Origin of the sequence: Xanthomonas sp. BRIP62409 (assembly GCF_003992965.1) — a bacterium.
GTDB classification, from domain to species: domain Bacteria; phylum Pseudomonadota; class Gammaproteobacteria; order Xanthomonadales; family Xanthomonadaceae; genus Xanthomonas; species Xanthomonas euroxanthea.
Genome location: NZ_QEZJ01000017.1, coordinates 365,450 through 389,849, shown reverse-complemented (window position 1 = coordinate 389,849; position 24,400 = coordinate 365,450). Strand labels below are relative to the sequence as shown.

22 protein-coding genes and 1 tRNA gene are annotated in these 24,400 nt (G+C 67.4%); 10 read left to right on the top strand and 13 right to left on the bottom strand.

From position 1 onward, the window contains the following. Nucleotides 1–96: 96 nt before the first annotated feature. From EO170_RS08040 to EO170_RS08020, 4 genes are all read left to right on the top strand, one after another. Complete coding sequence (locus EO170_RS08040) at nt 97–813, top strand: AraC family transcriptional regulator (protein WP_104582088.1); 717 nt, start codon at nt 97–99, stop codon at nt 811–813. Nucleotides 814–1,017: 204 nt separating this feature from the next. Continuing rightward, nucleotides 1,018–2,556 (top strand): signal recognition particle-docking protein FtsY, encoded by a 1,539-nt coding sequence (ftsY, locus tag EO170_RS08035; RefSeq protein ID WP_164740958.1) that lies wholly within the window; start codon nt 1,018–1,020, stop codon nt 2,554–2,556. Nucleotides 2,557–2,896: 340 nt separating this feature from the next. Then, on the top strand, nt 2,897–3,970 hold the full coding sequence (gene mutY, locus EO170_RS08025) for an A/G-specific adenine glycosylase (RefSeq protein WP_104647960.1): 1,074 nt from the start codon (nt 2,897–2,899) through the stop codon (nt 3,968–3,970). A 22-nt stretch (nt 3,971–3,992) separates the two neighbouring features. Beyond that, entirely contained in the window at nt 3,993–4,271 is a 279-nt protein-coding gene (locus tag EO170_RS08020; RefSeq protein ID WP_104647961.1) for an oxidative damage protection protein, read from the top strand. 263 nt (nt 4,272–4,534) lie between these two features. Here the strand turns inward: EO170_RS08020 and EO170_RS08015 are convergent, their stop codons facing one another. Next, nucleotides 4,535–6,157, bottom strand: coding sequence for a hybrid sensor histidine kinase/response regulator (locus tag EO170_RS08015; RefSeq protein ID WP_104648251.1), 1,623 nt, complete (start codon nt 6,155–6,157; stop codon nt 4,535–4,537). A 507-nt stretch (nt 6,158–6,664) separates the two neighbouring features. Between EO170_RS08015 and EO170_RS08010 the strand changes: the two genes are divergently transcribed. Continuing rightward, nucleotides 6,665–7,339, top strand: coding sequence for a methyltransferase domain-containing protein (locus EO170_RS08010; protein ID WP_104647962.1), 675 nt, complete (start codon nt 6,665–6,667; stop codon nt 7,337–7,339). Between the two features lie 13 nt (nt 7,340–7,352). Here the strand turns inward: EO170_RS08010 and EO170_RS08005 are convergent, their stop codons facing one another. The 3 genes from EO170_RS08005 to EO170_RS07995 form a co-directional block, all read right to left on the bottom strand. Continuing rightward, nucleotides 7,353–7,955, bottom strand: a complete 603-nt coding sequence (locus EO170_RS08005; protein ID WP_126943993.1) for a hypothetical protein — start codon at nt 7,953–7,955, stop codon at nt 7,353–7,355. 410 nt (nt 7,956–8,365) lie between these two features. Then, a complete protein-coding gene (locus tag EO170_RS08000; protein ID WP_126943850.1) occupies nt 8,366–8,623 on the bottom strand; it encodes a hypothetical protein in 258 nt (85 codons plus the stop codon). 321 nt (nt 8,624–8,944) lie between these two features. Beyond that, nucleotides 8,945–9,020: transfer RNA gene (locus EO170_RS07995), tRNA-Phe, on the bottom strand. 179 nt (nt 9,021–9,199) lie between these two features. Between EO170_RS07995 and EO170_RS07990 the strand changes: the two genes are divergently transcribed. The 5 genes from EO170_RS07990 (at nt 9,200) to dxs (ending at nt 15,873) form a co-directional block, all read left to right on the top strand. After that, nucleotides 9,200–9,736: a lipocalin family protein gene (locus tag EO170_RS07990; protein ID WP_126943847.1), complete on the top strand. Its 537-nt coding sequence runs from the start codon at nt 9,200–9,202 to the stop codon at nt 9,734–9,736. A gap of 138 nt (nt 9,737–9,874) precedes the next feature. Then, a complete protein-coding gene (locus tag EO170_RS07985; RefSeq protein WP_039522095.1) occupies nt 9,875–10,351 on the top strand; it encodes an LEA type 2 family protein in 477 nt (158 codons plus the stop codon). 37 nt (nt 10,352–10,388) lie between these two features. After that, a complete protein-coding gene (locus EO170_RS07980; RefSeq protein ID WP_126943844.1) occupies nt 10,389–12,182 on the top strand; it encodes an acyl-CoA dehydrogenase C-terminal domain-containing protein in 1,794 nt (597 codons plus the stop codon). A 749-nt stretch (nt 12,183–12,931) separates the two neighbouring features. Continuing rightward, nucleotides 12,932–13,588 carry an HNH endonuclease gene (locus EO170_RS07975; RefSeq protein WP_039815122.1) on the top strand — a complete coding sequence of 219 codons (657 nt, stop codon included), beginning with the start codon at nt 12,932–12,934 and terminating at the stop codon, nt 13,586–13,588. A gap of 368 nt (nt 13,589–13,956) precedes the next feature. Next, complete coding sequence (gene dxs, locus EO170_RS07970; protein WP_126943990.1) at nt 13,957–15,873, top strand: 1-deoxy-D-xylulose-5-phosphate synthase; 1,917 nt, start codon at nt 13,957–13,959, stop codon at nt 15,871–15,873. 135 nt (nt 15,874–16,008) lie between these two features. Here dxs and EO170_RS07965 read toward each other — a convergent pair whose 3' ends face one another. The 9 genes from EO170_RS07965 to EO170_RS07925 all read right to left on the bottom strand — a co-directional run bounded on the left by EO170_RS07965 (nt 16,009) and on the right by EO170_RS07925 (nt 24,398). Continuing rightward, a complete protein-coding gene (locus tag EO170_RS07965) occupies nt 16,009–17,265 on the bottom strand; it encodes a glycosyltransferase (RefSeq protein WP_126943841.1) in 1,257 nt (418 codons plus the stop codon). Continuing rightward, nucleotides 17,255–17,866 carry a hypothetical protein gene (locus EO170_RS07960; protein ID WP_126943838.1) on the bottom strand — a complete coding sequence of 204 codons (612 nt, stop codon included), beginning with the start codon at nt 17,864–17,866 and terminating at the stop codon, nt 17,255–17,257. Before EO170_RS07960 ends, EO170_RS07965 begins: the two co-directional genes overlap by 11 nt. Then, nucleotides 17,844–19,001 carry a glycosyltransferase gene (locus EO170_RS07955; RefSeq protein ID WP_126943835.1) on the bottom strand — a complete coding sequence of 386 codons (1,158 nt, stop codon included), beginning with the start codon at nt 18,999–19,001 and terminating at the stop codon, nt 17,844–17,846. Before EO170_RS07955 ends, EO170_RS07960 begins: the two co-directional genes overlap by 23 nt. Next, entirely contained in the window at nt 18,992–19,951 is a 960-nt protein-coding gene (locus EO170_RS07950; RefSeq protein WP_126943832.1) for an NAD(P)-dependent oxidoreductase, read from the bottom strand. Before EO170_RS07950 ends, EO170_RS07955 begins: the two co-directional genes overlap by 10 nt. After that, nucleotides 19,948–20,796, bottom strand: coding sequence for an MBL fold metallo-hydrolase (locus tag EO170_RS07945; protein ID WP_126943987.1), 849 nt, complete (start codon nt 20,794–20,796; stop codon nt 19,948–19,950). The genes EO170_RS07950 and EO170_RS07945 overlap by 4 nt, the downstream gene beginning before the upstream one ends. A gap of 35 nt (nt 20,797–20,831) precedes the next feature. Continuing rightward, nucleotides 20,832–21,863, bottom strand: coding sequence for a 3-oxoacyl-[acyl-carrier-protein] synthase III C-terminal domain-containing protein (locus tag EO170_RS07940; protein WP_164740957.1), 1,032 nt, complete (start codon nt 21,861–21,863; stop codon nt 20,832–20,834). A 135-nt stretch (nt 21,864–21,998) separates the two neighbouring features. Further along, the gene (locus EO170_RS07935; protein ID WP_164740968.1) at nt 21,999–23,018 is read right to left on the bottom strand and encodes a TraB/GumN family protein; all 1,020 of its coding nucleotides are present in this window, start codon (nt 23,016–23,018) and stop codon (nt 21,999–22,001) included. 91 nt (nt 23,019–23,109) lie between these two features. Next, nucleotides 23,110–23,571 (bottom strand): cupin domain-containing protein, encoded by a 462-nt coding sequence (locus EO170_RS07930; protein WP_104647970.1) that lies wholly within the window; start codon nt 23,569–23,571, stop codon nt 23,110–23,112. A 35-nt stretch (nt 23,572–23,606) separates the two neighbouring features. Beyond that, entirely contained in the window at nt 23,607–24,398 is a 792-nt protein-coding gene (locus EO170_RS07925; RefSeq protein ID WP_104582018.1) for a WecB/TagA/CpsF family glycosyltransferase, read from the bottom strand. Nucleotides 24,399–24,400: the final 2 nt, after the last annotated feature.

Sequence of the window (24,400 nt, the reverse complement as noted above, 5' to 3'; positions counted from 1 at the left end):
TCCGCACAATCGACAAGCCGATTCACGGCCCCGCGTTTGCGCTAGGATCCAGACAGGGCCGCGCCTTTCGTGCAGCCGTCAATCGTGACCTCCACCATGACGCCGATGGACCTCAACCTTCCCGCGCTGGAAATGCAGACGCTGTTCGATGCGCTGCCGGACGTGGTGTTCTTCATCAAGGACAGCGAGGGCCGCTACACCCATTGCAATCTGACGCTGGTGCGCCGGCTCGGACGCAAGCTGCGCAGCGACATCATCGGCAGCTCGCCACTGGAAGTGTTTCCGCTGCCGCTGGGCGGCAGCTACATGATGCAGGACCGCCGCGTGCTGTGTGGCGAGCTCATCGACAACCAGTTGGAGGTGCATCTGTATCCCAACCGCCTGCCCGGCTGGTGCCTGACCTTCAAGCGCCCGCTTTGCGAGGCCAATGAGGTGATCGGCGTGGTCGGCATTTCGCGCGACCTGGGCCAGCCCGACAGCCGGCACTCGGCGTACGAGCGCCTGAGCCAGGTGATGGATCACATGCAGGCCAACTTCGGCGACAACCTGCGCGTGCAGAGCCTGGCCGACCTGGCCGGCCTGTCGGTGGCGCAGCTGGAGCGGCACTTCCGCCGCGTCTTCCAGGTGACCCCGCAGCAATTGCTGACCAAGCTGCGTATCGAATCGGCGATGCGGCTGCTGTACGGCGACGACAGCATCGCCAGCATCGGGCAACGCTGCGGCTTTGCCGACCAGAGCGCGTTCGCGCGTCAGTTCAAGGCAACCGTCGGCATGACCCCGCGCGATTACCGTGCGCTCAAGGGCCAGCTGTAGGCACGCAGACACGCGCCGGCACATCGCTGCCACAAATGCCGAATTCGGCAGCATCGATGGTGCTGTGGCAACGCGGTTTGCCGGGTGGATGCGGCGCTGTCGCAGCGCGCATGACGGTGCCCGGCCAAGGCCGCGCTGAAGGGCGCGTCAAGGCGAACCAGGGCCCGGATGATAGAATTTCGGGTTTCCCCTACTGCGTTGCCAATGGCCAGCTTTTTCCGCCGTAACAAGCCAACCACGCCCGACAGCGCGCGTACCTCGCGCTATAGCCTGGAAGAACTGGCAGCCGCATTCCCCACCGCGCCCTCCGCTGCCACCCCGGCGTCGCCGGTCGAGGCAATGCCCACCGCCGAACCCGGCGCGGCGGCGGCGACGGGATCGCCTGCGCCTGCCGCACCCGTGAGCAGCGAACCGGTAGCGCCAACGCCGGCCGCAACGCCGCCCGCCGCAGCACCGGCCGAACAGCTTGCGCAGGACATCGCCGCGCGGGCCGGTCAGGCGCAGAGCGTTGCCGCAGTCCCCAGCGCACCCACACCGCCGGCAACACCAGCGCCTTCGGCCCTGCAGGCGCTGCCCGATCCGATGCCCGCTGCCACGCCCAGCCCCACCACGGCAGTGGTGGTGCCGCCGGTAGTCGTACAGCCACAGAGCGCGCCCCTGCCACCGGCAGCTACGCCATCGCAACATGCCACGCCCGCAGTCGCCCCGCCGCCCGCGGCCGCCCCCATTGTCGTCGCCCCGGCCGTGATCAGCGCCCCAGTGCCGGCCAGTTCCGAAAACGACAGCATCGTCGGCCAGCGCGATGCGCTACCGGCCGCCCCGGCCGGCAAACCGGGCTGGCGCGATCGCCTGCGCAACAGCAGTTTCGCGCGTAGTTTCGGCGGTCTGTTCTCGCGCAACCCCAAGCTCGACGACGACCTGCTCGACGAGATCGAAACCGCGCTGATCACCGCCGACGTCGGCATCGGTGCCACCACCGCCCTGGTCGAAGGGCTGCGCAAGCGCATGAAGTCGCGCGAGTTCGTCGATGCGCAGGCGATGTTCAAGGCCTTGCGCGCCGACCTCATCGCGCTGCTGCAGCCGGTTTCCAAGCCGCTGGTCATCGACCGCGCGGCCAAGCCCTTCGTGGTGCTCACCGTCGGCGTCAACGGCGTCGGCAAGACCACCACCATCGGCAAGCTGGCCAAGCGCTTCAAGGACGACGGCAACAGCCTGATGCTGGCTGCCGGCGACACCTTCCGCGCCGCCGCGGTGGCGCAGCTGCAGGCCTGGGGCGATCGCAACGGCGTGGCCGTGATCGCGCAGGGGCAAAACGCCGACGCCGCCTCGGTGGCGTTCGACGCCCTGCAGGCCGCAAAGGCGCGCGGCACCGAGGTCTTGATCGCCGACACCGCCGGCCGCCTGCATACCCAGACCGGGCTGATGAACGAGCTGGGCAAGATCCGCCGCGTGCTCGGCAAGATCGATGCCGCCGCGCCGCACGAAGTGCTGATGGTCATCGACGGCACCACCGGGCAGAACGCCATTTCGCAGCTGCGCCAGTTCCATGCCGCGGTCGGCGTCACCGGCCTGGTCGTGACCAAGCTCGATGGCACCGCCAAGGGCGGCGTGGTGTTCGCCCTGGCCCGCGAGTTCAATATCCCGATCCGCTTCGCCGGCATCGGCGAACGCCCGGAAGACCTGCGTGTGTTCGACCCGGTCGCCTTCGTCGACGCCCTGTTGCCGGAAGCCTTGGGCAGCTGAGTGGAACGCGCCTGCCCACATCTGCAGCCGCTATGCAGCCAGGCGCTGCAGGCAGGCTGCACGGTGCGGCAGGTGTCGGGCAACTGGTCGCGTGCCAAACGTGTACTGGAGTTTGCCCAACCCCTGCCGGCGGCGCTGCGCAGACAGGCCCGCGCCACTCCCGCGGCGGTCTACTACCATGCACCGGCCGCGCCGCACGGCCCTGGCGATGAAGGCGTTTTCTGCGAACAGTGCCTGGTCGGACTGGCCTTTCCGCTTCGCTGAGCGGCACCGTCGCGCCACACCCGCCGCCGGTCCGGCCCCGCCCTGAAGCCCTTGCCCTCCATCGCCAGCAGAGCCCATGCCAGCCGACCACGCCACTGCCACCGCTGACGCTTTCGTCGACCGCCTGCTGCACTGGTTCGACGGCCACGGCCGCCACGACCTGCCCTGGCAGCATCCACGTGCGCCGTACCGGGTATGGCTGTCGGAAATCATGCTGCAGCAAACCCAGGTCGCGGTGGTCATTCCGTATTTCCAGAAGTTCGTCGCCCGCTTTCCGACCCTGGCCGATCTGGCCGCAGCCGACAACGACAGCGTGATGGCGCATTGGGCCGGGCTGGGCTACTACGCACGCGCACGCAATCTGCACGCGGCCGCCAAACAATGCCTGGCCCTGCACGGTGGCGAACTGCCACGCGATGTCGATGCCTTGCTCGCCCTGCCCGGCATCGGCCGCAGCACTGCGGGCGCGATCCTCAGCCAGGCCTGGAACGACCGCTTCGCGATCATGGACGGCAACGTCAAGCGCGTGCTGACGCGCTTCCACGGCATCGCCGGCTATCCCGGCCTGCCGGTGATCGAAAAACAGTTATGGCAACTGGCGACGACGCATGTGGCGCACGTGCCGGCTGGCCGCCTGGCCGACTACACGCAGGCGCAGATGGATTTCGGCGCCACGCTATGTACGCGCGCCAGACCGGCCTGCGTGCTGTGCCCGCTGCAGGACGCTTGCGCCGCGCGCCGCGATGGCCTGGTGGACGCACTGCCCACGCCCAAGCCCGGCAAGGCGTTGCCCGAGCGCGAAGCCACTGCCTTGCTGCTGGAAAACGCGGACAGGCAGATCCTGCTGCAGCGCCGCCCGCCAACCGGCATCTGGGCCTCGCTGTGGACGCTGCCGCAGGCCGAGACCGATGGCGGCATGCGCGCCTGGTTCGCGGCACATATCGACGGCAACTACGACCGCGCCGACGAAATGCCGCTGATCGTGCACACCTTCAGCCACTACCGCCTGCATCTGCAGCCCTTGCGCATCCGCAAGGTCGCGCTGCGCCCGGTGGTACGCGACAATGACGATCTGCGCTGGGTCGCCCGCGCCGATCTCGCATCGCTGGGCTTGCCGGCGCCGATCCGCAAACTGCTCGACGCCCTCTAGGCGCGCACTCAAAGGAATCCGCATGTCCCGCACCGTGTTCTGCCAGTACCAGCAATGCGACACCGAAGGCCTGGATTTTGTGCCGTATCCCGGCGAGCTCGGCCAGCGCGTGTTCGCGCAGATCGGCAAGAGCGCGTGGCAGGCGTGGCTGGCGCATCAGACCATGCTGATCAACGAGAACCGGCTCTCGCCACGCGACCCCAAGCACCGCGCGTTTCTCGAGGCCGAGTTGCAGAAGTTCCTGTTCGAGCGCAATGCCGACAAGCCCGACGGCTATGTCGCGCCGATGCGCGAAGAGTAAGCGCACCAGGATTCGCCGCCGCCCGCCAGCGACTGCGCTCGTGCCGGGCAGGGCCGGCCGGTGAATCGCATCGGCGTGCATCGCGTGTGCCTTGCGGCTCCTGCGCCTTTACGCAAGCAGGTGGATTGCTCGCTACAACTGGTTGACCGTTCCTGAGCGGGATACGCCTGGCGCAGCGCATCCCCGGCAGCGCAGCGACACTGCACGATCGCCGACCAGCTGCAACCGACATCCGGGCATCGCAATGCCCGGATGCGCGCAGCTCAGCCGACGCCGGTGGGCCCATCCAGCAGCATGCGGATCCGCTTGAGCAGTTCCTTCTGCGTGTACGGCTTGTTGACCACGTCAAATTCCGCACCGCCGACGTCGGTGCGCTCGATGCTGGCATCGGCATAGCCGGTGGTCAGCAGGACCTTGACCCTGGGCAGCATGCGCCGCGCCTCGCGTGCCAGCACCACGCCATTCATGCCGCCGGGCATGATCAGATCGGTAAACACTGCGTCCACCTCCGGATGCTGTTCCAGCACCTCGACCGCCTCCCGTCCGCTGGATGCGGTCAGGATGCGGTAACCGGCATCTTCCAGGAACATCTGCGCCACCACCGCCACATCCGGCTTGTCTTCCACGATCAGGATGGTCTCGCTGCCGCCCTTGTCGATCGCGCGGCCCTTGGCCGCCTGCAGCTCGTTCTCGAACTCGCTGGAAGCGGGAAAGTACAGCCGCACCGTAGTGCCCTCGCCCACTTCGCTGGAGATGCGCACGGTGCCGCCGGATTGCTTGACGAAGCCGTACACCATCGACAGGCCCAGGCCTGTGCCCTGCCCTTCGTCCTTGGTGGTGAAGAACGGCTCCATGACCCGGCTGGCGACATCCGGCGGCATGCCCGAACCGGTATCGCTCACCGCAAGGCTCACATAACGGCCCGGTGCCAGCTGGTGATACATCGCCAGATCGTGGCTGGTGATTTCCACATTCTGCGTCTGCACCGTGACCTGCTTGCGCTCGACCTGCGCCATCGCATCGCGCGCGTTGATCAACACGTTCAACAACGCCACTTCGGCCTGCGTGGTATCGATCTGGCAATTCCACAGCCGCTCGTCCAGCGACTGCTGCATGGTGATGCCGCCGCCCAGCACGCGCTCGGCCATGTTGTTCATGCCCGACACCAGACCGTTGAGGTTCACCACCCGCCCGCGCAACTTCTGCTTGCGCGAAAACGCCAGCAGTTGCTGCGTGAGCGTGGCCGCCTTGGCGGCTGCCGCAGCCGCGTGCTCGGCACTGAAGGCGATGCGCTGCGCGTTGTCGCCGCCCTTGTTGGCCATCATCTGGATCACTTCCAGGTGGCCGGCCATCACCTGCAACAGATTGTTGAAATCGTGCGCAATGCCGCCGGTCAGCTGCCCCAGCGCTTCCATCTTCTGCGCCTGGCGCAAGGCGTCCTCGGCATCGCGGCGACGGCTCACATCCAGCTGCGAGCCGAAGAAATACACCAGACGGCCGCTCTCGTCGAACACTGGCGAAACGAACAGCGCATTCCAGAACGACGAACCGTCCTTGCGGTAATTCAGCACTTCGGTGGCGAATTCGCGCCGGTTTTCGATCGATTCGCGGACATCGTCGATGCTGGAGCGGTCGGTCTCCGGCCCCTGCAGGAAGCGGCAGTTGTTGCCGATGATCTCCTCTGCCGAATACCCGGTCATTTCCAGGAATGCGCGGTTGGCGAACACGATCGGATTGTCCGGCAGATGCGGGTCGGTCACCGTCATCGGCATCCGCGTGGTCTCCACCGCCGCAAAGAAGATATCCGAGCGATGTTTCTCGACCGGAAGACTGCGTGATTCGCCGATGTGAGGCGCCCGTGGCTCTCCGTACCCAGGATCGTTCAAGTGCATGTTCTCCGCGGGGCCATTCCCGTGGCGACAGTCTAGTTGGGGCCGGTGAGCTGATCCCTCACATCCATGAGCCTTTCCCGTACGGCCGCGCCCGCCGATGCAACCCAACCCGCCTGACGCAGCACGTGCCGATGCGGCACCTGCGTTGACACCACGTCAATGCCCGCCGCAGCGGCGGCCATCAGCCCCGTGCCCGCATCGCCGGCACATCCAGCCATGGTCCGTGCACGGCCCGGTCAACCGACGAAATGCGATGGCGCCCACCGCCGCAGGCACCGGCGTGCAGGCACGCGCGCAGCTGTGAGCCATTGCCTGCGCCGTCGCTTGCCGAAAGCAGGTTAATGCTGCCGCGACAGGCCGTCCGTGGCAGGCAGGCGCATCGGCGGTTTTGCCGTAGCATGCGCAGGCAGCAAGCAGCTCCTGCGCTTCATTCGGCCGTTCTGGCGCCGTTGCGCGCGTCCTTCCAGCCAGCGCAGGTTCTGGCGACCATGCGATGCCACCATGCCGGGCTACCAGACCCAGATTCACGAATTGACCTTCGGGCAACTGACATACGTCATCCGCGCACTTGCCGATAAGCAGCAATACGCCGATCCGGACGAGAGTGCGTCCGATGCAGGCATCTCTTCGGCGCAATGGAGCCTGTTCGGACAGGTCTGGCCTGCGGGTCGACTGCTGGCCGAAGCGATGGCCACGCGCCCGATCGATGGCAAGCGCATTCTCGAACTCGGTTGCGGCCTGGGGCTGGCCAGCCTGGTGTTGCGCAGGCGCGGCGCCGACGTGGTCGCCAGCGACCATCACCCGCTGGCCGAGGTGTTTCTGGCGTACAACGCTGCGCTCAACTCGCTGGACTCGGTGCCGTATCGCCGGCTCGACTGGGACGCCGGCGCGCTGAACATGGGCCAGTTCGACATGATCATCGCCAGCGACGTGCTCTACGAGAGCCGCCACGCCACCATGCTGGCCACCCTGATCCCCGCGTTGGCCAAGCCCTCGTGCGAGATCGTCATCAGCGACCCGGGCCGCGGCAATGCCAACGCGCTCTCGCGCATGCTGGCGGACATCGGGTTTTCGCTGGTCGCCGGCGAGCGCCAGGCCGCCGCCCAGGTGGCCAAGGCGCCGCGCCTGTTCGTCTACCGGCGCAACATGGACAACTGGTGGCCGGCAGGCGGCTAAGCGGCCTGCCGCTTCACTCGACTGCAGGGTTATAGGCAGACAGGGCGATCGGCTTGCGCGGATCGGCCTTGATCTCCTTGTGCTCGCTCATGCGCAGCGCGTCGGCATCGGGCGAGTCGTCCGAGTTCATCTCCCAGCCTTCCAGCACACGCTTGTGGAAGAACACCCCGCCACGCGCACGGTCATAGCGGAACGTGATGTAGTCGGTCCAGTGCTGGCCGCAGGCCACGCCATTTTGCACGGTGAAGTAGGCGCCCTTGGCCACCAGGCCGTCTTCGCCATCCAGAAACGGATCGCACTGCCCGCCTTCGTCGGCCTTGAAGATCATCCGCGTATTGCGCCCGGCGATCGCAAAGCCGCCATCGGCGGTCGCCATCACGACCAGCAGGGTCCGCGCCGGCGCCGGGGCGCCGTCTGCCTTGCGTGCATCTTCTGTGGCGGCGCGCAGGGCCACCACATAATCCGGCCGCCCATCTCCGCTCAGATCCGCCTCGGCAAGGCCGATGACCGTTTGCCCGGACGGCAGCAGCCTGAACGCAGCAGCAGGCAGCGTCGCTGCGCCGCACGGCGCGACGGCTGCCAGTGTCAGGGCCAACCACCAGTATCGCGTTGTCATTGCCGTTCCTTCATGTGCATGGGACGCCAGCATACGCGGCGATCCAGCTCGGCCGGCCGGTGATGCACTGCGTGAGATCGCATTCGCATGGGCGATGGCAGCCCATTGCATCACACCGGCACTCAATCGCATGGCCGCCGGCTCGATGATGCGAACACGTCTGGCGGCGCAGCGGCACAGGGACAGGCAATGCCGATCCTCATCAGCGGCATCGCCAGCGGCGGCAGGTTGCAAACGCGCTCGCGCAGCCAGGGCGACGAGGTACCGAGCGCCGGCATCGCCGGTGTCCTTGCGCGGCCATGATCGATGCTCGCGTTTCCAGCGATGCGCCAGCGCGCGCAACTGTTGCGCGCCTCAACGGCGCAGGCACCGATCCGGCAAGGTGGATGCCGCGCTGCCGGCGCCGGACGTCAGCGGCGATATTCCTTCGGGTCCAGAAACTCGGCCAGGCAGGAGCCCACACGCAGCGCCTGCTCGCGCGCATCACCGCGGTATTCGCCCTGCCCTGCACCTTCGATCGTGGCGATCGGCGAGGCGCGGTCGCGGTGATACACAAACACCGTCGACGACCACTGCGTCTGTCCAGGGGCCTGACTTTCCATCGTTTCCACGCGGAACTCGCCGCAGTACCCGTGAATCAACGTGCGTCGAAGTGTTTTGTGCGTCATGCGCGGAAGTATCGCCACGTGCAGTTGAAGACGACGTGGAAAAAACCGCCGCGCCCCGGCCGGGCGCGAGCAAATGCAGTCCTTCCCTTTATTCCCCCGGCGCACGCTGCCGGGCCTCCTTGGGGACGCAACCGGCAGCGCCCGGACGCTGGCGTGACAGCGCAGAGCGACACGGCAATTCGTCCAGCCGCATGCGACAGGTCTGCCGGCAGACGCAGCACATCCACCTGCAGCAATCGCTGCAACGTGGCATCAATAAAAACGGGAGAAGATTGCACATCCGGCGATTGCCGGGAAGCCTTGCGAACGAAGGCTTGGAAATGGTGGCCGAGGACGGAATCGAACCGCCGACACGGGGATTTTCAATCCCCTGCTCTACCAACTGAGCTACTCGGCCACTATCGCAACATGCTGCCTGCGTTGCGAGGACGCGCATCATAGCGAGCAGGCGCAGTTTGAGCAAGCGTTGCGATGAACTTTGTTGCGGGCCGGCGCGGCGACGGCGCTTTCCTGCATCGGTTCACACCGCGCGGAAGGCAGCATGGCCTAGCCTGCGCAGGTCCCGAGGAGAATGTCATGCGCCTGCCCTGCCTGCTGTTGTCGTTCGCCTTGCTGCTGCCGTTGATGGCCGCGGCCCAACAGCCGGTACGCGCAGTGCCGCAACTGGACATCTCCCGCTACGCCGGGCATTGGCACGAGATCGCGCATCTTCCGGTGTCGTTCCAGAAGAAGTGCCGCAGCGACATCACCGCCAGCTACACCTTGCGCGACGATGGCTTGATCGGCGTGCGCAACGGCTGCCGCAGCGCCGATGGAGAGCTGACCCAGGCCGAGGGAGTGGCACGGCCGGTCGAGGGCCGGCCCGGGCAGCTGCAGGTGCGCTTTGCGCCGGAGTGGCTGAGCTGGTTGCCGCTGGTGTGGGCCGACTATTGGGTGATCGCGCTCGACCCGGACTACCAATGGGCGGTGGTCGGCGAGCCGGATCGCAAATACCTGTGGATCCTGTCGCGCTCGCCACAGATGCCGCGCGCGCAGCTCGAGCAACTCAAGCGTCAGGCCACGCAGATGGGCTATGACCTGTCGCCGCTGATCGTGGCTGCGCCCTTGCGTTGACGCCAGCAGCCTGAACGCAGGCGGTGCCGCGTGATGTGCCGCAACGCCTGCATACGGACACGCCGCAAGGCAGCAAGGCAGCGTCCGTACTGCGTAGTATTCTTGACGCCGCCTTACACCCGCCAAGGACCTCAGTACATGCGTCGTGCCTACCGTCTCCTGATCGTGTCGCTGGCCTGCGGCCTGCTGCTGAGCGCCTGCGGCGGTGCGGTACGCCGCGTGTCCGAGCCGGCCGCCAGCATCCAGCAATTGACCGTGCGTGCCGACGGCTCCTGGTCGGTCGATCTGCGGCTGCAGAACTACAGCAGCATCCCGATGCAGTTCGAGCGCGTGGCGCTGGAGATTTCCGCCGGCGATCAGCTGGCCGGCAAGCTCGACCAGAGCGTCGGCATCTCGATCGGCCCGGAAACCGCCGACGTGGTGACCGTCAGCGTGCAGCCGACCTCGCTGGGCCGTCTCACTGTGGCCGATGTGCTCGCCGGCGGCCGCTCGCTGCCTTACTCGCTCAAGGGCACGGTGTGGGCGACGCCGCAGGATAAGAAGCAGCGCGATTTCAGCGTCGAATCACGTAACACGCTCAGCCCGGCCCCCGGCCTCAACGGCGTGCTGCGCTGACGCGCACGCCTTCCCGCACTCGTTTGAAGGATTCCGCATGAGCAGCTACACCGCCCCGCTGACCGATTTCCGCTTCGCCCTGCACGACGTGCTCGGCGCGCAGGCCCTGTTCGCCCGGCTCGGCTATTCCGACGCCAGCACCGACATCATCGACGCCGTGCTCGAGGAAGCCGGCCGCTTCACCGCGCAGGTGCTGGCGCCGCTCAACAGCATCGGCGACGAAATCGGCTGTGCCTTCGACAAGAGCACCCACGCGGTGACCACCCCGCCCGGCTTCCGTGCGGCCTACGACCAGTTCGTGGAAGGCGGCTGGAACGGGCTCACCGCCGAGACGCAGTTCGGTGGCCAGGGCATGCCGCACACGCTGGGCGTACCGTTGAGCGAAATGATCAACGCCGCCAACCTGGCCTGGGGCAACTTCCCGCTGCTGTCGCACGGCGCGATGGAAGCGCTGCGCCAGCACGGCGAAACCTGGCAGCAGGATGTCTTCCTCAAGCCACTGATCGACGGCCGCTGGACCGGCACCATGTGCCTGACCGAGCCGCATTGCGGCACCGACCTGGGCCTGCTCAAGACCCGCGCCGAGCCCAACGCCGACGGCAGCTATGCCATCACCGGCACCAAGATCTTCATCACCGCCGGCGAGCACGACCTCACCGACAACATCGTGCATCTGGTGCTGGCCAAGTTGCCGGACGCACCGGCCGGCGCCAAGGGCATCTCGCTGTTCGTCACCCCCAAGTTCAAGGTGGACCGCGACGGCAACGTGGGCGAACGTAATGCGCTGCACTGCGGCTCGATCGAGCACAAGATGGGCATCAAGGGCTCGGTGACCTGCGTGATGAACTTCGAAGGCGCGCAAGGCTATCTGGTCGGCCAGCCGCACAAGGGCCTGCAGGCCATGTTTACGATGATGAATACCGCGCGCCTGAGTGTGGGTCTGCAGGGCATCGGCCTGTCCGAGCGTGCGTATCAGAACGCGCTGCGCTACACCCGCGAGCGCCTGCAGTCGCGCGCGCTCAGCGGTGCCAAATTCCCCGACAAGCCGGCCGACCCGATCATCGTGCACCCGGACGTGCGCCGCATGCTGCTGACCATCAAGTCGCTGACCGAAGGCAGCCGCCTGCTGGCGCTGCACGCGGCCAGCCTGGTCGATGTGGCCCACCGCGGCACCTCCGAGCAGGAACGCGCCGATGCCGAGACCCTGGTGAGCTTCCTCACCCCAATCTCCAAGGCCTGCCAGACCGAGTGGTCGATCGAGAACACCTACCACGCGCTGCAGTGCTTCGGCGGCCACGGCTATATCCGCGAATACGGTATGGAGCAGCTGGCCCGCGACGCGCGCATCACCACCATCTACGAAGGCACCACCGGCATCCAGGCGCTGGATCTGATCGGCCGCAAGACCGCTGCCAGCCAGGCGGCGGGACTCAAGCTGTTCCTGGCCGATGTGGAAACCTTCGCCAATGCGCAGGAAGGCAATGCCGCGCTGGCCGAGTTCATCAAGCCGCTGCGCGACAAGTGCAGCGAGTGGGCGATGCTGACCCGCGACGTGCTCGATCGCGCCGCCCGCAACCCGGACGAACTCGGCGCCGCCAGCTACGACTACCTGTTCTATTCCGGCTACGTGGTGCTGGCGTACTGGTGGGCGCGCAGCGTGGCCGCTGCCGATGCGTCCGCGCACAGCGAGGAGTTCAAGCGCGCCAAGCGCGAAACCGCCCGCTTCTACTTCGCACGCGTGTTGCCGCGCACGCTCACCCATGCCGCCACCATCCGCAGCGGCGCAGCGCCGTTGATGACGCTGGAAGCGGAATTGTTCGGCGAAGCCTGAGCAAGCGTCATCGTCACGGTGGGCTGCCGCGGTCGTAGCAGCGGACCTGGCCGCGACGAGGTGGTGCCGCTCGGCAAGACGTCGCGCCCGGGTGCGCGCCTACGGCAACACCGCAGAATTCCGCCGCCGTCGTAGGAGCGGACCTGGCCGCGACGAGGTGATACCGATCGGCAAGACGTCGCGCCCGGGTGCGCTCCTACGGCAACATCCCAGGATTCCGCCGCCGTCGTAGGAGCGGACCTGGCCGCGACGAGGCAGTACCGACCGGCAAGACGTCGCGCCCGGGTGCGCGCCTACGGCAACACCGCAGGATTCCGCCGCCGTCGTAGGAGCGGACCTGGCCGCGACGAGGAAGTACCGATCGGCGAGACCTCGCGCCCAGGTGCGCGCCTACGGCAACATCCCAGGATTTCCGCCGCCGTCGTAGGAGCGGACCTGGCCGCGACGAGGCGGCACCGATCGGCAGGAGGTCGCGCCCGTGTGCGCGCCTACGGCAACATCCCAGGATTCCGCCGCCTTTGTAGCAGCGGACCTGGCCGCGACGAGGCAGTGCCGATCGGCGAGACGTCGCGCCCGGGTGCGCTCCTACACGGCTAAGCAAGGCCTGCAAGGCGTCAGAAGATGGTTGCGCAGCGAGGCGGCCGGGGCGGCTGCGCGGAGACGTGCCGACCGATGATTGCAAGACGCACACCAAAGCCGTTCGCTGCGATACACAAACTGTCAACGATCGGGTATAAGCTGTTTTCCCGATGGAGACAGACACGCACGCAGGTGATGTGATCTTCCCCGGAGGCTCTTCTGCTCCGGTCGCGGGCAGCGCTGTCGCTGCAATCCAGCAACTTCCCACCTTGCGCCTGCTGTCGCTCGATGCGCATGGCCGCGTGCTGGACTGGATCAATTGGCAGGACGCCGCCTGTCTTTACGCACGCGATGCGGTGTCCTGGACGCTGGGCGAGCCCTGCATGCAGATCCATGGCGGCATCTCGCGCCTGACCGGCGAGCGCAGCGTGCTGGAACTGCATCCCATCATCGCCGCACGCGGGCACGCGCGTTCGCGTGCGCTGGACCCGACGCCGACCCTCAGCAACACCGCCCTGTTCGCGCGCGACGCGCAGCTGTGCATGTATTGCGGCCAGCATTTCAGTCGCCCGCAGCTGACCCGCGATCACGTCATGCCGGTCTCCAAGGGCGGCCGCGACAGCTGGGAAAACGTGGTCACCGCCTGCTTCCAGTGCAACTCGCGCAAGGCCAACCGGACGCCACAGCAGGCGCATATGCCGTTGCTGGCCGTGCCGTACCGGCCGAGCTGGATCGAACATCTGATCCTGTCCAACCGCAACATCCTCTCCGACCAGATGGCGTTCCTGCGCGCGCAGTTGCCCAAGCGGTCGAAACTGTCGCTGTAGTCCGCCATACCGGCGCGGCGTGATGTTGCAAGCGCCAAATACGACCGTTGGCAATGGCCGATCGAGAGAAAGGCATCGTCGACAGTATCGAGCGATCGGCCCACGACGGCGCATTGCCTCGCATGGCCTCGTACCCGTTATCCCCTGTGCACCGGCTTCATCCGCGAGCCATACGACGGCCAGGCAACCCTGACCTATCCCCAGGCCGCTGACCCAGGTGCGGCAGATTGCCGCAGCCCTGGAAACCCGGCGCGCCCGCCTGCGCTGCCAGCGCGCTCGGCCATCACTTCCCGCTGACAGCTGAACCGGTTTGCTTGCCGGGCCTTCGCATGGGGAGGACAATACGGCTTCAGAACATTGACACGATGATGATCGACTCCACCCGCTATCCGCGCCTGTCCCGCATCCAGACCCCCGACGATCTGCGCACTTTCGACGAGGCCGATCTGACCGCGATCGCCGAAGAGCTGCGCGCCTACCTCATCGAATCGGTGGGCAAGAGCGGCGGGCATTTCGCGGCCGGGCTGGGCGTGATCGAGCTCACCGTCGCCCTGCACTACCTGTATCAGACCCCGGTCGATCAGCTGGTGTGGGATGTGGGCCACCAGACCTATCCGCACAAGATCCTCACCGGCCGCCGCGACCAGATCCACACGGTCAAGCAAAAGGACGGCGTGGCGCCGTTCCCCAAGCGCGAAGAGAGCGTCTACGACACCTTCGGCGTCGGGCATTCCTCGACTTCGATCTCGGCCGCGCTGGGCATGGCGATCGCCGCGCAGCGCAGCGGCGACGAGCGCAAGGTGGTGGCGGTGATCGGCGACGGCGCGATGACCGCCGGCATGGTCTACGAGGCGCTCAACCACGCCGGTGGCATGGATCCGGAGCCGAACCTGCTGGTGATCCTCAACGACAACCGCATGTCGATCTCCGAAGCGGTCGGCGGGCTGACCAAGATGCTGGGGCGTGCCAGCGGCAGCCGCACCCTCAACGCCATCCGCGAGGGCGGCAAGAAGATCCTGGGCGACAAGAAGAACAACCCCACCGCGCGCTTCGTGCGGCGCTGGGAAGAACACTGGAAGGGCATGTTCGTGCCGTCCACGCTGTTCGAGGAAATGGGCTTCCACTACACCGGCCCGATCGACGGCCATGACCTCCCCGGCCTGGTCGGCGCACTGAAGACGCTCAAGACCCTCAAGGGCCCGCAGCTGCTGCACGTCATCACCACCAAGGGCAAGGGCTACGAACTGGCCGAAGGCGACCAGATCGGCTACCACGCCGTCGGTCCGTTCGACCCGAGCAAGGGCCTGGTCGCCAAGACCGGCGCCAAGAAGCCGACCTATACCGATGTCTTCAGCGACTGGGTCTGCGACATGGCGGCGGCCGAACCCAGGCTGCTGGTGATCACCCCGGCGATGCGCGAAGGCTCGGGCCTGGTGCGCTTCAGCAAGGAATATCCGCAGCGCTATTTCGACGTGGCGATTGCCGAGCAGCATGCGGTGACGCTGGCCGCCGGCATGGCCACGCAAGGCGCCAAACCGGTGGTGGCGATCTACTCCACCTTCCTGCAGCGCGGCTACGACCAGCTGGTGCACGACGTGGCCGTACAGAAGCTCGACGTGCTGTTTGCGATCGACCGCGGCGGCGTGGTCGGCCCGGACGGCGCCACCCACGCCGGCAACCTGGATCTGAGCTTCCTGCGCTGCGTCCCGCACATGGTGGTGATGGCGCCGGCCGACGAGGCCGAATGCCGTCAGATGCTGACCACCGGCGTGCGTTACGAAGGCCCGGCGGCCGTGCGCTACCCGCGCGGCACCGGCCCGGGCGTGGCCCTGGACGCCTCGCTGACCACCCTGCCGATCGGCAAGGCGCAGCTGCGCCACAGTGGCACACGCATCGCCCTGCTGGGCTTTGGCGCAAGCGTGGATGCGGCCGAAGCGGTCGGCCGCGAGCTTGGCCTGACCGTGGTCAACATGCGCTTCGTCAAACCGCTCGACAAGGCCATGCTGCTGGAGCTGGCCAGCAGCCACGAAGGCTTCGTCACCATCGAAGACAATGTCGTCGCCGGCGGCGCTGGCTCGGGCGTGGCAGAACTGCTCAACGCCGAAGCGGTCACCCTGCCGATGCTGCACCTGGGCCTGCCGGACAGCTTCCAGCACCACGCCAGCCGCGAAGACCTGCTGGCCGAAGCCGGCATCGACCAGGCCGGCATCCGCGCCGCCGTGCTCAAGCGCTGGCCGCAGTTGATGGCAGGCAAGGCGCCCTCGCGGAATGCGGCTGCAGGCTGAGGCCTGCGCTGGTTGCACGCAGCGGTAGTTGCGGCAGGTGGTTGGAAAATCGCCTGCCGGTCCCGGCAATGCCGTGCGCCACGTGTTGACGCTGATGGATTGCCGCCGGGCGTAAGCGATCCGCCCGATGAGGCCTCAGATCTGCGGCACTGCACCGGTGCGTGCAAACGCATCCACCAGCCGCACGATGCGCGCCTGCGCCTCGATGTCGCGCAGCTCTGCCTGCAATCTACCCACGCCCGCCGGCACCCCGGTGGCAGCAAGCGCCTGGCGCAACAACGCAGGCAGGTCATCCAGCTCGCGCAGCCACCACGACGCAGCTGCGCTGTGCAGGCGCGCGGCGTGGTCGAACTGGTCGTAATCCAGCGGATAGACGATCGACGGTAGTCCCGCGGCCAGGCAGGCATACAGGATGCCGGCACCACCATGGTGGACGACCAAGTCGTAGCGATGCAGCTGCCGTGCGTAGTCCACGTACGGCAGGCGCTGGTAGTTGCCGTGCACCTGCGCTGGCGGCGCGGCGGTATCGCCATCGCTGAAGTGGAAGATCACCTGCGGGAACTGCACGGCCACCGCACGCAGCACCTGATCCATCCGCTGCTTGACCCACTGCAGGTGCGTGCCCAGCGTCACCAGCACGTGCCGACGACCGGGGACGAACTGCGGCGGCGCAACCGCCGATGGCGGCGTGCACAGCTGCGGCCCGACGAAGCGCACTGCCGCAGGCCAGCGCCGGGCCAGCTCGAACGACGGCAGCCCCAGGGCCAGGATGCAGTGCGGCGAATACACCGCCTCGCTGCGGTCGTTGCGATAGATCGCCGGCAATCCGGCTGCACGCATCTGACCGCGATAACACAGGTGCAGGCTCCGTTTGAATCCACGCGTCAGCCGCCGCGCCATGGCATGCCAGATCCGCTGCCGTGCCGTGGATGCCGGAAGCAGACCACCGAAATACGCCGGCGGCCCGTCGCCGGTTTCGATCACGCATGGGGACGGCATGCTGGTCCACCAGGCGATGCCCATCGCCTGCGCCGCCAATCCCGCGCTGGGCAAGGTGAAATCGGCGATCACCAGGTCCGGCCTACGGTCGCGCCAGCGCTGCCGTACCGCATCGCCCAGCCGCGCCATCAGGCCAAGCGCCTGGTGCAACTGGCGGCGCAGCCGCAGGGGATTGTGGCCCACCGCATACGGCGGATTGGCGATCTCGCGCAGTTGCCGGTCGGCTTGCGCGTCCAGCACGCTGACGCCGCTCAGCCCGCAGGCATGGATGCGCGCCAGTGCCGCCGGCGTACTGATGACGTGGACCTCGTGATGCGGCGCCAGCTGCAGGGCGATCGCCAGGATCGGATGCAGATGGCCGCTATACGGGGGTGCGATCAGATCAATGCGCATGGTCACTCCCCTGCACTGCCTGCTCGATCTGCGCGATAAAGGCCTGGCACTCGGCCAGCACCGTCGCATCGCGCAGATAGTGCAGATGCCCGCATGCCGGCCTCAGATCGGGCGCAGCGCCGAACAGCAGGCGCGAGATCCAGTCGCCACGGCCCTGGACGATGCGCAACTGTCCGAACGTCGCGGGCGCAGTGCACACCGGGCCATAGGCAAACACGGCAAGACGCGCGCGCAGCGCCTGCGGCAGCTGCAACGCGGTCAGCAGCTGCAGGCCACAACTGCCGGCCAACAGCACCGTCTTCGGCGCCTGCTCCAGCAGCGCCGCCACGCGCATGCGATCGGCGTCCGCGACGCGTGCGCCGCGTGCGGCCAGATACTGGCGCGCATTGCACACGCTGGCGCGCCACAGCGGTGTGCGCCGGTGCGGTGGGCCCGCGGAGTGATACGGATAATTGCAGTCGATCAGCCGCCGGCCCGCGCCTTGCAGCTGGTGCAGAAACTGCTGTTGTTCCCCGCTCAACGCACAGCGCTCCGGATCGCTTTGCCCGGTGAGGAAGGCGACCTGCAGGCTGGCGCCGTCATTCCGCACGGAAACGTCCATCCGGCAACACGCGGTAACGCCGGGTGCGCCAGCGGATCGTGCGCACCAGCGCAGCATGCGCCAGATGCAGCGGCTGCAGGCACTCCGCGACGACCGACAGCAACGGACGGTGGCGCACCGCACCGGTTACCCGCCATTGCACCAGGCACAGCAGCAGCGCACGCAGCAGCACGGTGCACAGCACGCCGGCCACTGCCGGCCAGGTCGCCTGCACGCAGGCACACACCAGCAAGGCCAGCAGCAACAACGGCGGCAGCCCCTGCAGCAGGCCGATGGCCAGGCCTACGCCCACTGTCTGCCGACGCAGCAGGATCGACGCGAACAACATCCAGCGATGCATCTGGCGTGCGTAGCTGGCCAGATCCGGGATCGCAGTGCGCATCGCCACCGGCGCGACGGATTGGTGCAGCCGCCCGCCGCGCTCACGTACCAACGTGGCGACGGCCAGATCGTCGGTGAGCTGCTCGAGCAACGCGGCAAACCCGCCCCAGGCGCGCAGTTGCTCGGTCCGCGCGGCATAGCACATGCCGTTAATGGTCAACGGCGAGGCGAACGGCAGCCAGCCCAGATAGGTCAGCGCCGCATTGTTGTTGACGAACTGCGACAACAGCCGGCCTGCCAGCGTGCTGCCGTCCTGGTAGTACGGCAATGCGGTGACCACATCGGCGTCGGCCAGATCCTGCAGCAAACGTGCGAGCGCGCCGGCGCCCAGTTGTGCATCGTCGTCGAGGATCAGGCTGATCGGCGCCTGCACATGCGCCAGCGCGTGGTCGAGCTTCCACGCCTTGGGATTGATCCCGGCGGGCGCGGCCGGCACCTGCATGCGCGCGATGCGTACATGCGGATGCAGCGCCACCAAGGTCTCGGCAACGGCATTTCCCGGGCCATCGTCTGCATCCAGCAACCAGACGAACTGCGCATCCGGCAGCGCTTGCAGGTTGGCGGCAAGCACCTGCTGCAAGTGCGCGTCGCCGCCCAGCACCGGCTGCAGGATCGCCACCTCGGCCTGGGGTGCGATGGCGGCGCCCCCCGATGGCAGCGCGCGTGCCCCACGCATCACCCACAGCACCGCAGCCGTCTTGACCATCAGCACCGCCAGATAGGTGGCTGCCACTATCGGAACGACTACGCCCACTGCGCCGCCTGCCAGCGCACGAATGCCTCGATGCCCTGTTCCAGACTGACGCTGGGAGGACCGAGGTCGGCGAGCGTGCGTCGTGGATCGAAGGTCTTGGAATAGGCGAACGCGCCCACGCCAAAGCGGGTGATCGGCGGTTCGCCGCGCAGGCGCAGCACGCGATATGCCGCCTCCACCACGCTGGCCATGCGCAGCGCAGTGGCGATGCGCACCTCGCGTCGCGGCAGCGGCAGCTGCAGGCGCGTGAGCAGGTCCAGCAACAGCTGCTGCAGATCCACCGGCTGGGCGTTGGTGAGGTTGTAGGCCGGCTGCAACTGCGGCGCCGTCGCCGCGCGATAGAGGTAATCGCACAGCGTATCGATGTAGATCAGGTCGCCGATTACCGGCTGCGTCTGGCCGACGAAGCGTGGCAGCGCGCCCTTGCGCGCAGCGGCGATCACGCGCGGGAACAGCACCGTGTCCCCCGGCCCGAACACCGCACGCGGGCGCAGCACGCAGGTGTCGCCCGGATAGTGCTCCAGCAACATTTCGCCAAGGTACTTGGTCTGCGCATAGGTGTTGACGAACGCCGGCCCGATCGGGCTGTCCTCGCTCAGGTCGTATTGATGCGCCTCGCGATAGAACACCGAACTGGACGACACATACAGCAGACGCGGGCAGCCGTGACGCTTGCAGAAGTCGATGACGTTGGCGGTGGCCTGGACGTTGTGCTGCTGGAATTGCGCACGCGTGCCCCACGGCGAGGCCAAGGCCGCGGCGTGGATCACCACATCCGGCTGCCACTGCAGCGCGAACGGCTGGCTCAGGTCGATGCGATGGTAGTTGGGCAGATCACTGGCACGACGACCGATGCCGTGGATCTCCACACCCGGCTGCCCCTGAAAACGTCGCAGGAAGGAACCACCGACAAAGCCGGATGCGCCGGTCACGAGAATACGCAGGCTCATCGCCACTCCGGTTGATAACGGTCAAGACTGGGTTGGCAATGCGAAGGCAGGATGGCCAACTCGGGATGGGCAAGCGACAGCGCATGCATTTGCTGCACGGTGCGCCGGAACGCGTGCCAATCGTGCATCAACAAACGCGTGGGCCAGGCGGGCCACTGCAGCGTCGCCCAGGTTGCCGACGACCACACCGCATCGGCGCACAGCAACACCTCGCGGTCGTGCTGGTCGCGCAACCACAGGCCCATCTGCCCGGGTACGTGCCCGGGCAAGGGCACCGCCAGCACGCTGCCGTCGTCGAACAGATCGTAGGCCGCGCCCAGGCCCTGCCAGGCGCCGGTCAGCGCGCGCACCGGTGCCTGCTCGGCAAACCGCAGGCGCCGATCGAAATCTTCGGGGAGCAACTGCGGCAACAAGGCACGCCGCAGGCCGCCGACGCGTGAACAGGCACGCAGCTGCTGATAGTCGGCACGCAGGCAGATGAAACGGGCGTTCGGCAGATCGCGCAGGCCGCCGACATGGTCGGCATGGAAGTGCGAGATCAGGCACCAGGCGATCTCCTCCAGCTGCACGCCGCGGCGTGCCAGTTGAGCGCCCAGCGTTTCGTGCGCGGGCAGGCGCACCGGCGTGGTCCAGCGATACAGACGCTCGGGCCAGGGATCGGTCGCGCGGAAGAAATGCGCGGCATACCCGGTGTCGTACAACAGCGCACCCCGTTGCGGATGCCGGATCAGCACGCTCAACGCGGGGAATTCCACCGCATGCCAGTGACCATCCGCACGCACCATGCGCTCGCAGTGGCGGCAATGGCCGATACGCAGCAACTCGAGCGACACGCGCGGCGGCATCAGGGCGCGACCTGGTCGGAGCATGCGCACATGCCCTAGTACCGCAACACCATGCCGCCGATCGCCAGCCCGGCACCGGTGCCGAGCAGCGCGAACAGATCGCCGCGCTGCAGGCGTTGCTCGACCCGGGCGTGATGCAAGGCATGCGGCAGCGATGCGGCGACCTGGTTGCCGGTGTCCTGCAGGATGCGAACCACCTGATCGGGGCGCAGCCCCAGCGCCTGCACCACATGCTCCAGGCCGCCGCCGGAGGCCTGGTGCGGCACCAGGCAGCGCAACGCTGCCGTGGTGGTGCCGGCCTCGCGCAGCAGCTGTTCCCAGAATGCAGGCAGCTGGCGTGCAGCGAACCGGTAGGCGCCACGCCCATCCATGCTGAAGCTGCGCAAGGCATCGGGCGCCTGCTCTTCGCCACGCGGATAGCGCGTGCCGCCGCCGCGGATGCGGCACAGCTCCGCGCCGTCACCGTAGCTGGCCAGGCGGCTGGACAGCAGTGCCGAGCCATCATCGGCGGCGCTGCGCGTCACGACCACCGCGGCCGCCCCATCGCCGAACAAGCCGGCCGTGGCCGGCGTCGACGCATCCAGCCCACCCGATGCCACCTCGCTGGAGACGATCAACACGCGCCGGTAGCGCCCGAGCGCCAACGCATTGGCGGCCATGTCCAGGGCCACCAGAAAGCTCAGGCAGGTCGCGTTGACGTCGAAGGCAGGAATGCCCGAATCGCCCAGCCCGAGCGCGCGCTGGATCAACACCGCCTGGCAGGGAATCGGCTGCTCCATGACGCTGCAGGCCGAGATCAGGCAATCGATCTGATCGGCGTCGATGCCCGCGCTTGCCAGCGCCTGGGTCGCCGCCGCTGCACCCATCGACGAAGCCGTCTCGCCCTCGCCCACGTAATGGCGCGTGGCCACTCCAGAGCGCGCGAAGGTGGTGCCTGCCGGCAGCTGCCAGCGTTGATCCAGCTGTTGCGAGGTCACCTCCGTGGCGGGGACATGGCGCCCGGTGCCCAGGATGCGCAGCGGCAATGCGTTCAACACGGAGGTCTCGTTGGACAAGGCGCGCAGCATACCGTGGCTGGCGTGGACCGAGCCGATCGATCGCCGGAGCGCGCAATGCGCATCGCCTGCCTGCGAGGACGGCGATCGGTCAGTCGATCGACATATCGTTCCAGACCACAATCGCCGGGCAGTCGTGCCGACGTGTCAGGGCGCTTCCACCGCGTACCCCAGCGCCTGCAAGCGCGCCAGATAGCCATCGGCCGCGGTCAGCCGGCTGATCGGCAGCACGGCGAAGGTGCTGCGATTGCGTTGCAGCGCGGTGGTGGCGATGCCCAGCCAGTGCTCGCGCATGCGCCGTTCCAGATCGTCGATCCCGCGCTTCCTGGCGGCGCCGGAACTGGCCATGGCACTCATGCAGGCCGCTTGCGGATCTTCGCGTGGCAACTGGCGCAGTGCCTCGATATCGCCCACCGACCAGGCGTTGGCGCGCTCGACCATCGTGGGCAGGTCGCGCTCGACGGTGACCAGGATGCTGCGAAAGCACGCGGTGTCGTCCATGCCGCCGGCGCGGAACTCCTTGATGGCCTGGCGTGGGTCGGCGATCTTGTAATCCAGCGCGGTGGGGGTCGGCTTGATCCCGGCGCGCTTGGCGGCACGCTCCACCACCGACCAGATCACCGGCGAGCGCGCCAGGCCGGAACGCTTGATCGCCGCCTGATACAACTCCCCGGCGGAAAGCATCGGGCGCTTGCGCTCCACCCCGCGATCGCTGCCGAGATAACGCGCCTTGGCAACCGACCAGCGTGCATACAGCTCGGCCGGCAGCAGCTCGCGCAGCTCGCGGCCGTCTTCGTTCTTCATCGCCTTCATCGCCGAGGGCAGCAGGGTCAGTTTGCCGAAGAATCCCATGTCCGCATCGATCTGGACGGTCGGTGCCATCAGCACCTGCTGCGACTGGGCGATGATCGTTTCCACCTCGGTGGACTGCCACTGCAGCCGCTTCGGCAGCGGCGACACGGTGCCCAGGATCCACAGCACATGATCGCCCTTGCTGACCTTCCACAAGCCCGGGCCGGGCTGCACGCCGCGCACCACCATCTCCTCCAGCTCGACCACGGCCGGCGGCGATGGCGCGGCCAGCTGCGGCTTCGCGCCAGCGCTGGCCGCCGCCAGCAACGACACCAGCATCGCTCCCACGCCGCATACCGCCCGCTGGCCTCGCATCACGTCTTGCCCCCTGTGTGAGACGCGGACACTACGCCAAGCCGGCCCTGGCCGCGTTAGGGAAACGTTCGACACCGCCGTCGTCGCTGGCTCAGCGTGGCTCCAGGCTGGCCAGGTGCGCAGCCAGCGGCGAGGCGCCATCGAGCAGTGCGAAGCCCTCCCAGACGAACCCCGGCGAGACCGTGCAGCCCACCAGGGTGAACTCGCCAAGCGACCGCGCCGCCTGCCAGCACCCCGCCGGCACCACGTGCATCGGCTCGCCGCGCCCGGCGGCATCCAGGATCAGGCGTTGCAGCTGTCCGCTGGCCTCGTCGTAGATCGACAGCTCCAGCGCATCGCCCTGCTGCCAATGCCAGCTTTCTTCCGCATCCACGCGATGCCAGGCGCTGGATTCGCCGGCAGCGAGCAGGAAGCGAATGGCGGTCAGCGCCGGGCGCGGCTGGCCGCCATCGGTCACCTGGCGCGCGGACGCATACACCCGACGGAAATGCCCACCCTCCGGATGCGGGGCAAGTTCGAGCGAACGGATCAGGGTGGCGGCGGTCGGATGCATGCGTACATGCTAAGCCAGCCGACGCCGCGCGTGCATCAGGGCAGATGCTTGCCCGCACGCAGGCAGGTGCGGAAGAACACCAGCAGGTCCCAGCTGTAGCGCTTGAGCAGACGACGCGGCTCGTTGAGCAGCCGGTACATCCACTCCATATGCAGGCGCCGCACCCAATCCGGCGCACGTTTGGCGGTGCCGGACAGGAAATCCAGCAACGCACCGACACCGAAGACCAGCGGCACGTTCAAGGCCTGGCCATGATCCAGGATCCAGCGCTCCTGCAGCGGGTTGCCGAAGGCCACCAGCAGCACGTCGGCGCCCGAACGATTGATGCGCTCGGCCAGGCCCTCGCCGGCGGCGGCAAATTCGCCGTAGCCGTCGCACATGCCCACCACCTGCTGGCCCAGGGTGCCGGTCAAGGTTGCGGCAGCGGTCTTGCCCACGCCCGGGCGACCGCCGAGCAGGAAGAACTTGAGCGGCTGCGCCGCTTCGCGGCACAGATACGGAATCAGGTCGGTGCCATTGAGGTTGCCGGCAAAGCGGCGGCCGTGGATCAGGCGGGCCGCCAGGTCCATGCCGATGCCGTCATTGACGATGCGCACGCTGGGCTCGCGCATGCGCAGCCGCAGTGCCTGGCACTGCACGATGAAATTGGTGTTGGCAAAAAACACCCGGCGTGGTTGCCGGGCGGCCAATGCGTGAAACAACTCCAGTGCAAACGCTTCCTGCGTGGTGGAGAGCACCGGAAACCCGCCAAGCGGAATCACCACGCCTTGCGTGGTGGCGCTGGCGGTTGCTGTCGTCTCCGTATCCACGTGCCGGCCCTGCATCATCG

Bases quoted from the DNA above. Each gene is read 5' to 3' on its own strand.
- EO170_RS07990 (WP_126943847.1), top strand. From the start codon at position 9,200: ATGCGCCTGCCCTGCCTGCTGTTGTCGTTCGCCTTGCTGCTGCCGTTG.
- EO170_RS08010 (WP_104647962.1), top strand. From the start codon at position 6,665: ATGCCGGGCTACCAGACCCAGATTCACGAATTGACCTTCGGGCAACTG.
- EO170_RS07980 (WP_126943844.1), top strand. From the start codon at position 10,389: ATGAGCAGCTACACCGCCCCGCTGACCGATTTCCGCTTCGCCCTGCAC.
- EO170_RS08020 (WP_104647961.1), top strand. From the start codon at position 3,993: ATGTCCCGCACCGTGTTCTGCCAGTACCAGCAATGCGACACCGAAGGC.
- EO170_RS07930 (WP_104647970.1), bottom strand. From the start codon at position 23,571: ATGCATCCGACCGCCGCCACCCTGATCCGTTCGCTCGAACTTGCCCCG.
- EO170_RS07960 (WP_126943838.1), bottom strand. From the start codon at position 17,866: ATGGACGTTTCCGTGCGGAATGACGGCGCCAGCCTGCAGGTCGCCTTC.
- mutY (WP_104647960.1), top strand. From the start codon at position 2,897: ATGCCAGCCGACCACGCCACTGCCACCGCTGACGCTTTCGTCGACCGC.
- EO170_RS07950 (WP_126943832.1), bottom strand. From the start codon at position 19,951: ATGAGCCTGCGTATTCTCGTGACCGGCGCATCCGGCTTTGTCGGTGGT.
- EO170_RS08005 (WP_126943993.1), bottom strand. From the start codon at position 7,955: ATGACAACGCGATACTGGTGGTTGGCCCTGACACTGGCAGCCGTCGCG.
- EO170_RS08040 (WP_104582088.1), top strand. From the start codon at position 97: ATGACGCCGATGGACCTCAACCTTCCCGCGCTGGAAATGCAGACGCTG.
- dxs (WP_126943990.1), top strand. From the start codon at position 13,957: ATGATCGACTCCACCCGCTATCCGCGCCTGTCCCGCATCCAGACCCCC.
- EO170_RS07985 (WP_039522095.1), top strand. From the start codon at position 9,875: ATGCGTCGTGCCTACCGTCTCCTGATCGTGTCGCTGGCCTGCGGCCTG.
- EO170_RS07945 (WP_126943987.1), bottom strand. From the start codon at position 20,796: ATGCCGCCGCGCGTGTCGCTCGAGTTGCTGCGTATCGGCCATTGCCGC.
- EO170_RS07940 (WP_164740957.1), bottom strand. From the start codon at position 21,863: ATGCTGCGCGCCTTGTCCAACGAGACCTCCGTGTTGAACGCATTGCCG.
- EO170_RS07925 (WP_104582018.1), bottom strand. From the start codon at position 24,398: ATGATGCAGGGCCGGCACGTGGATACGGAGACGACAGCAACCGCCAGC.
- EO170_RS08000 (WP_126943850.1), bottom strand. From the start codon at position 8,623: ATGACGCACAAAACACTTCGACGCACGTTGATTCACGGGTACTGCGGC.
- EO170_RS07975 (WP_039815122.1), top strand. From the start codon at position 12,932: ATGGAGACAGACACGCACGCAGGTGATGTGATCTTCCCCGGAGGCTCT.
- EO170_RS07965 (WP_126943841.1), bottom strand. From the start codon at position 17,265: ATGCGCATTGATCTGATCGCACCCCCGTATAGCGGCCATCTGCATCCG.
- EO170_RS07935 (WP_164740968.1), bottom strand. From the start codon at position 23,018: ATGCGAGGCCAGCGGGCGGTATGCGGCGTGGGAGCGATGCTGGTGTCG.
- ftsY (WP_164740958.1), top strand. From the start codon at position 1,018: ATGGCCAGCTTTTTCCGCCGTAACAAGCCAACCACGCCCGACAGCGCG.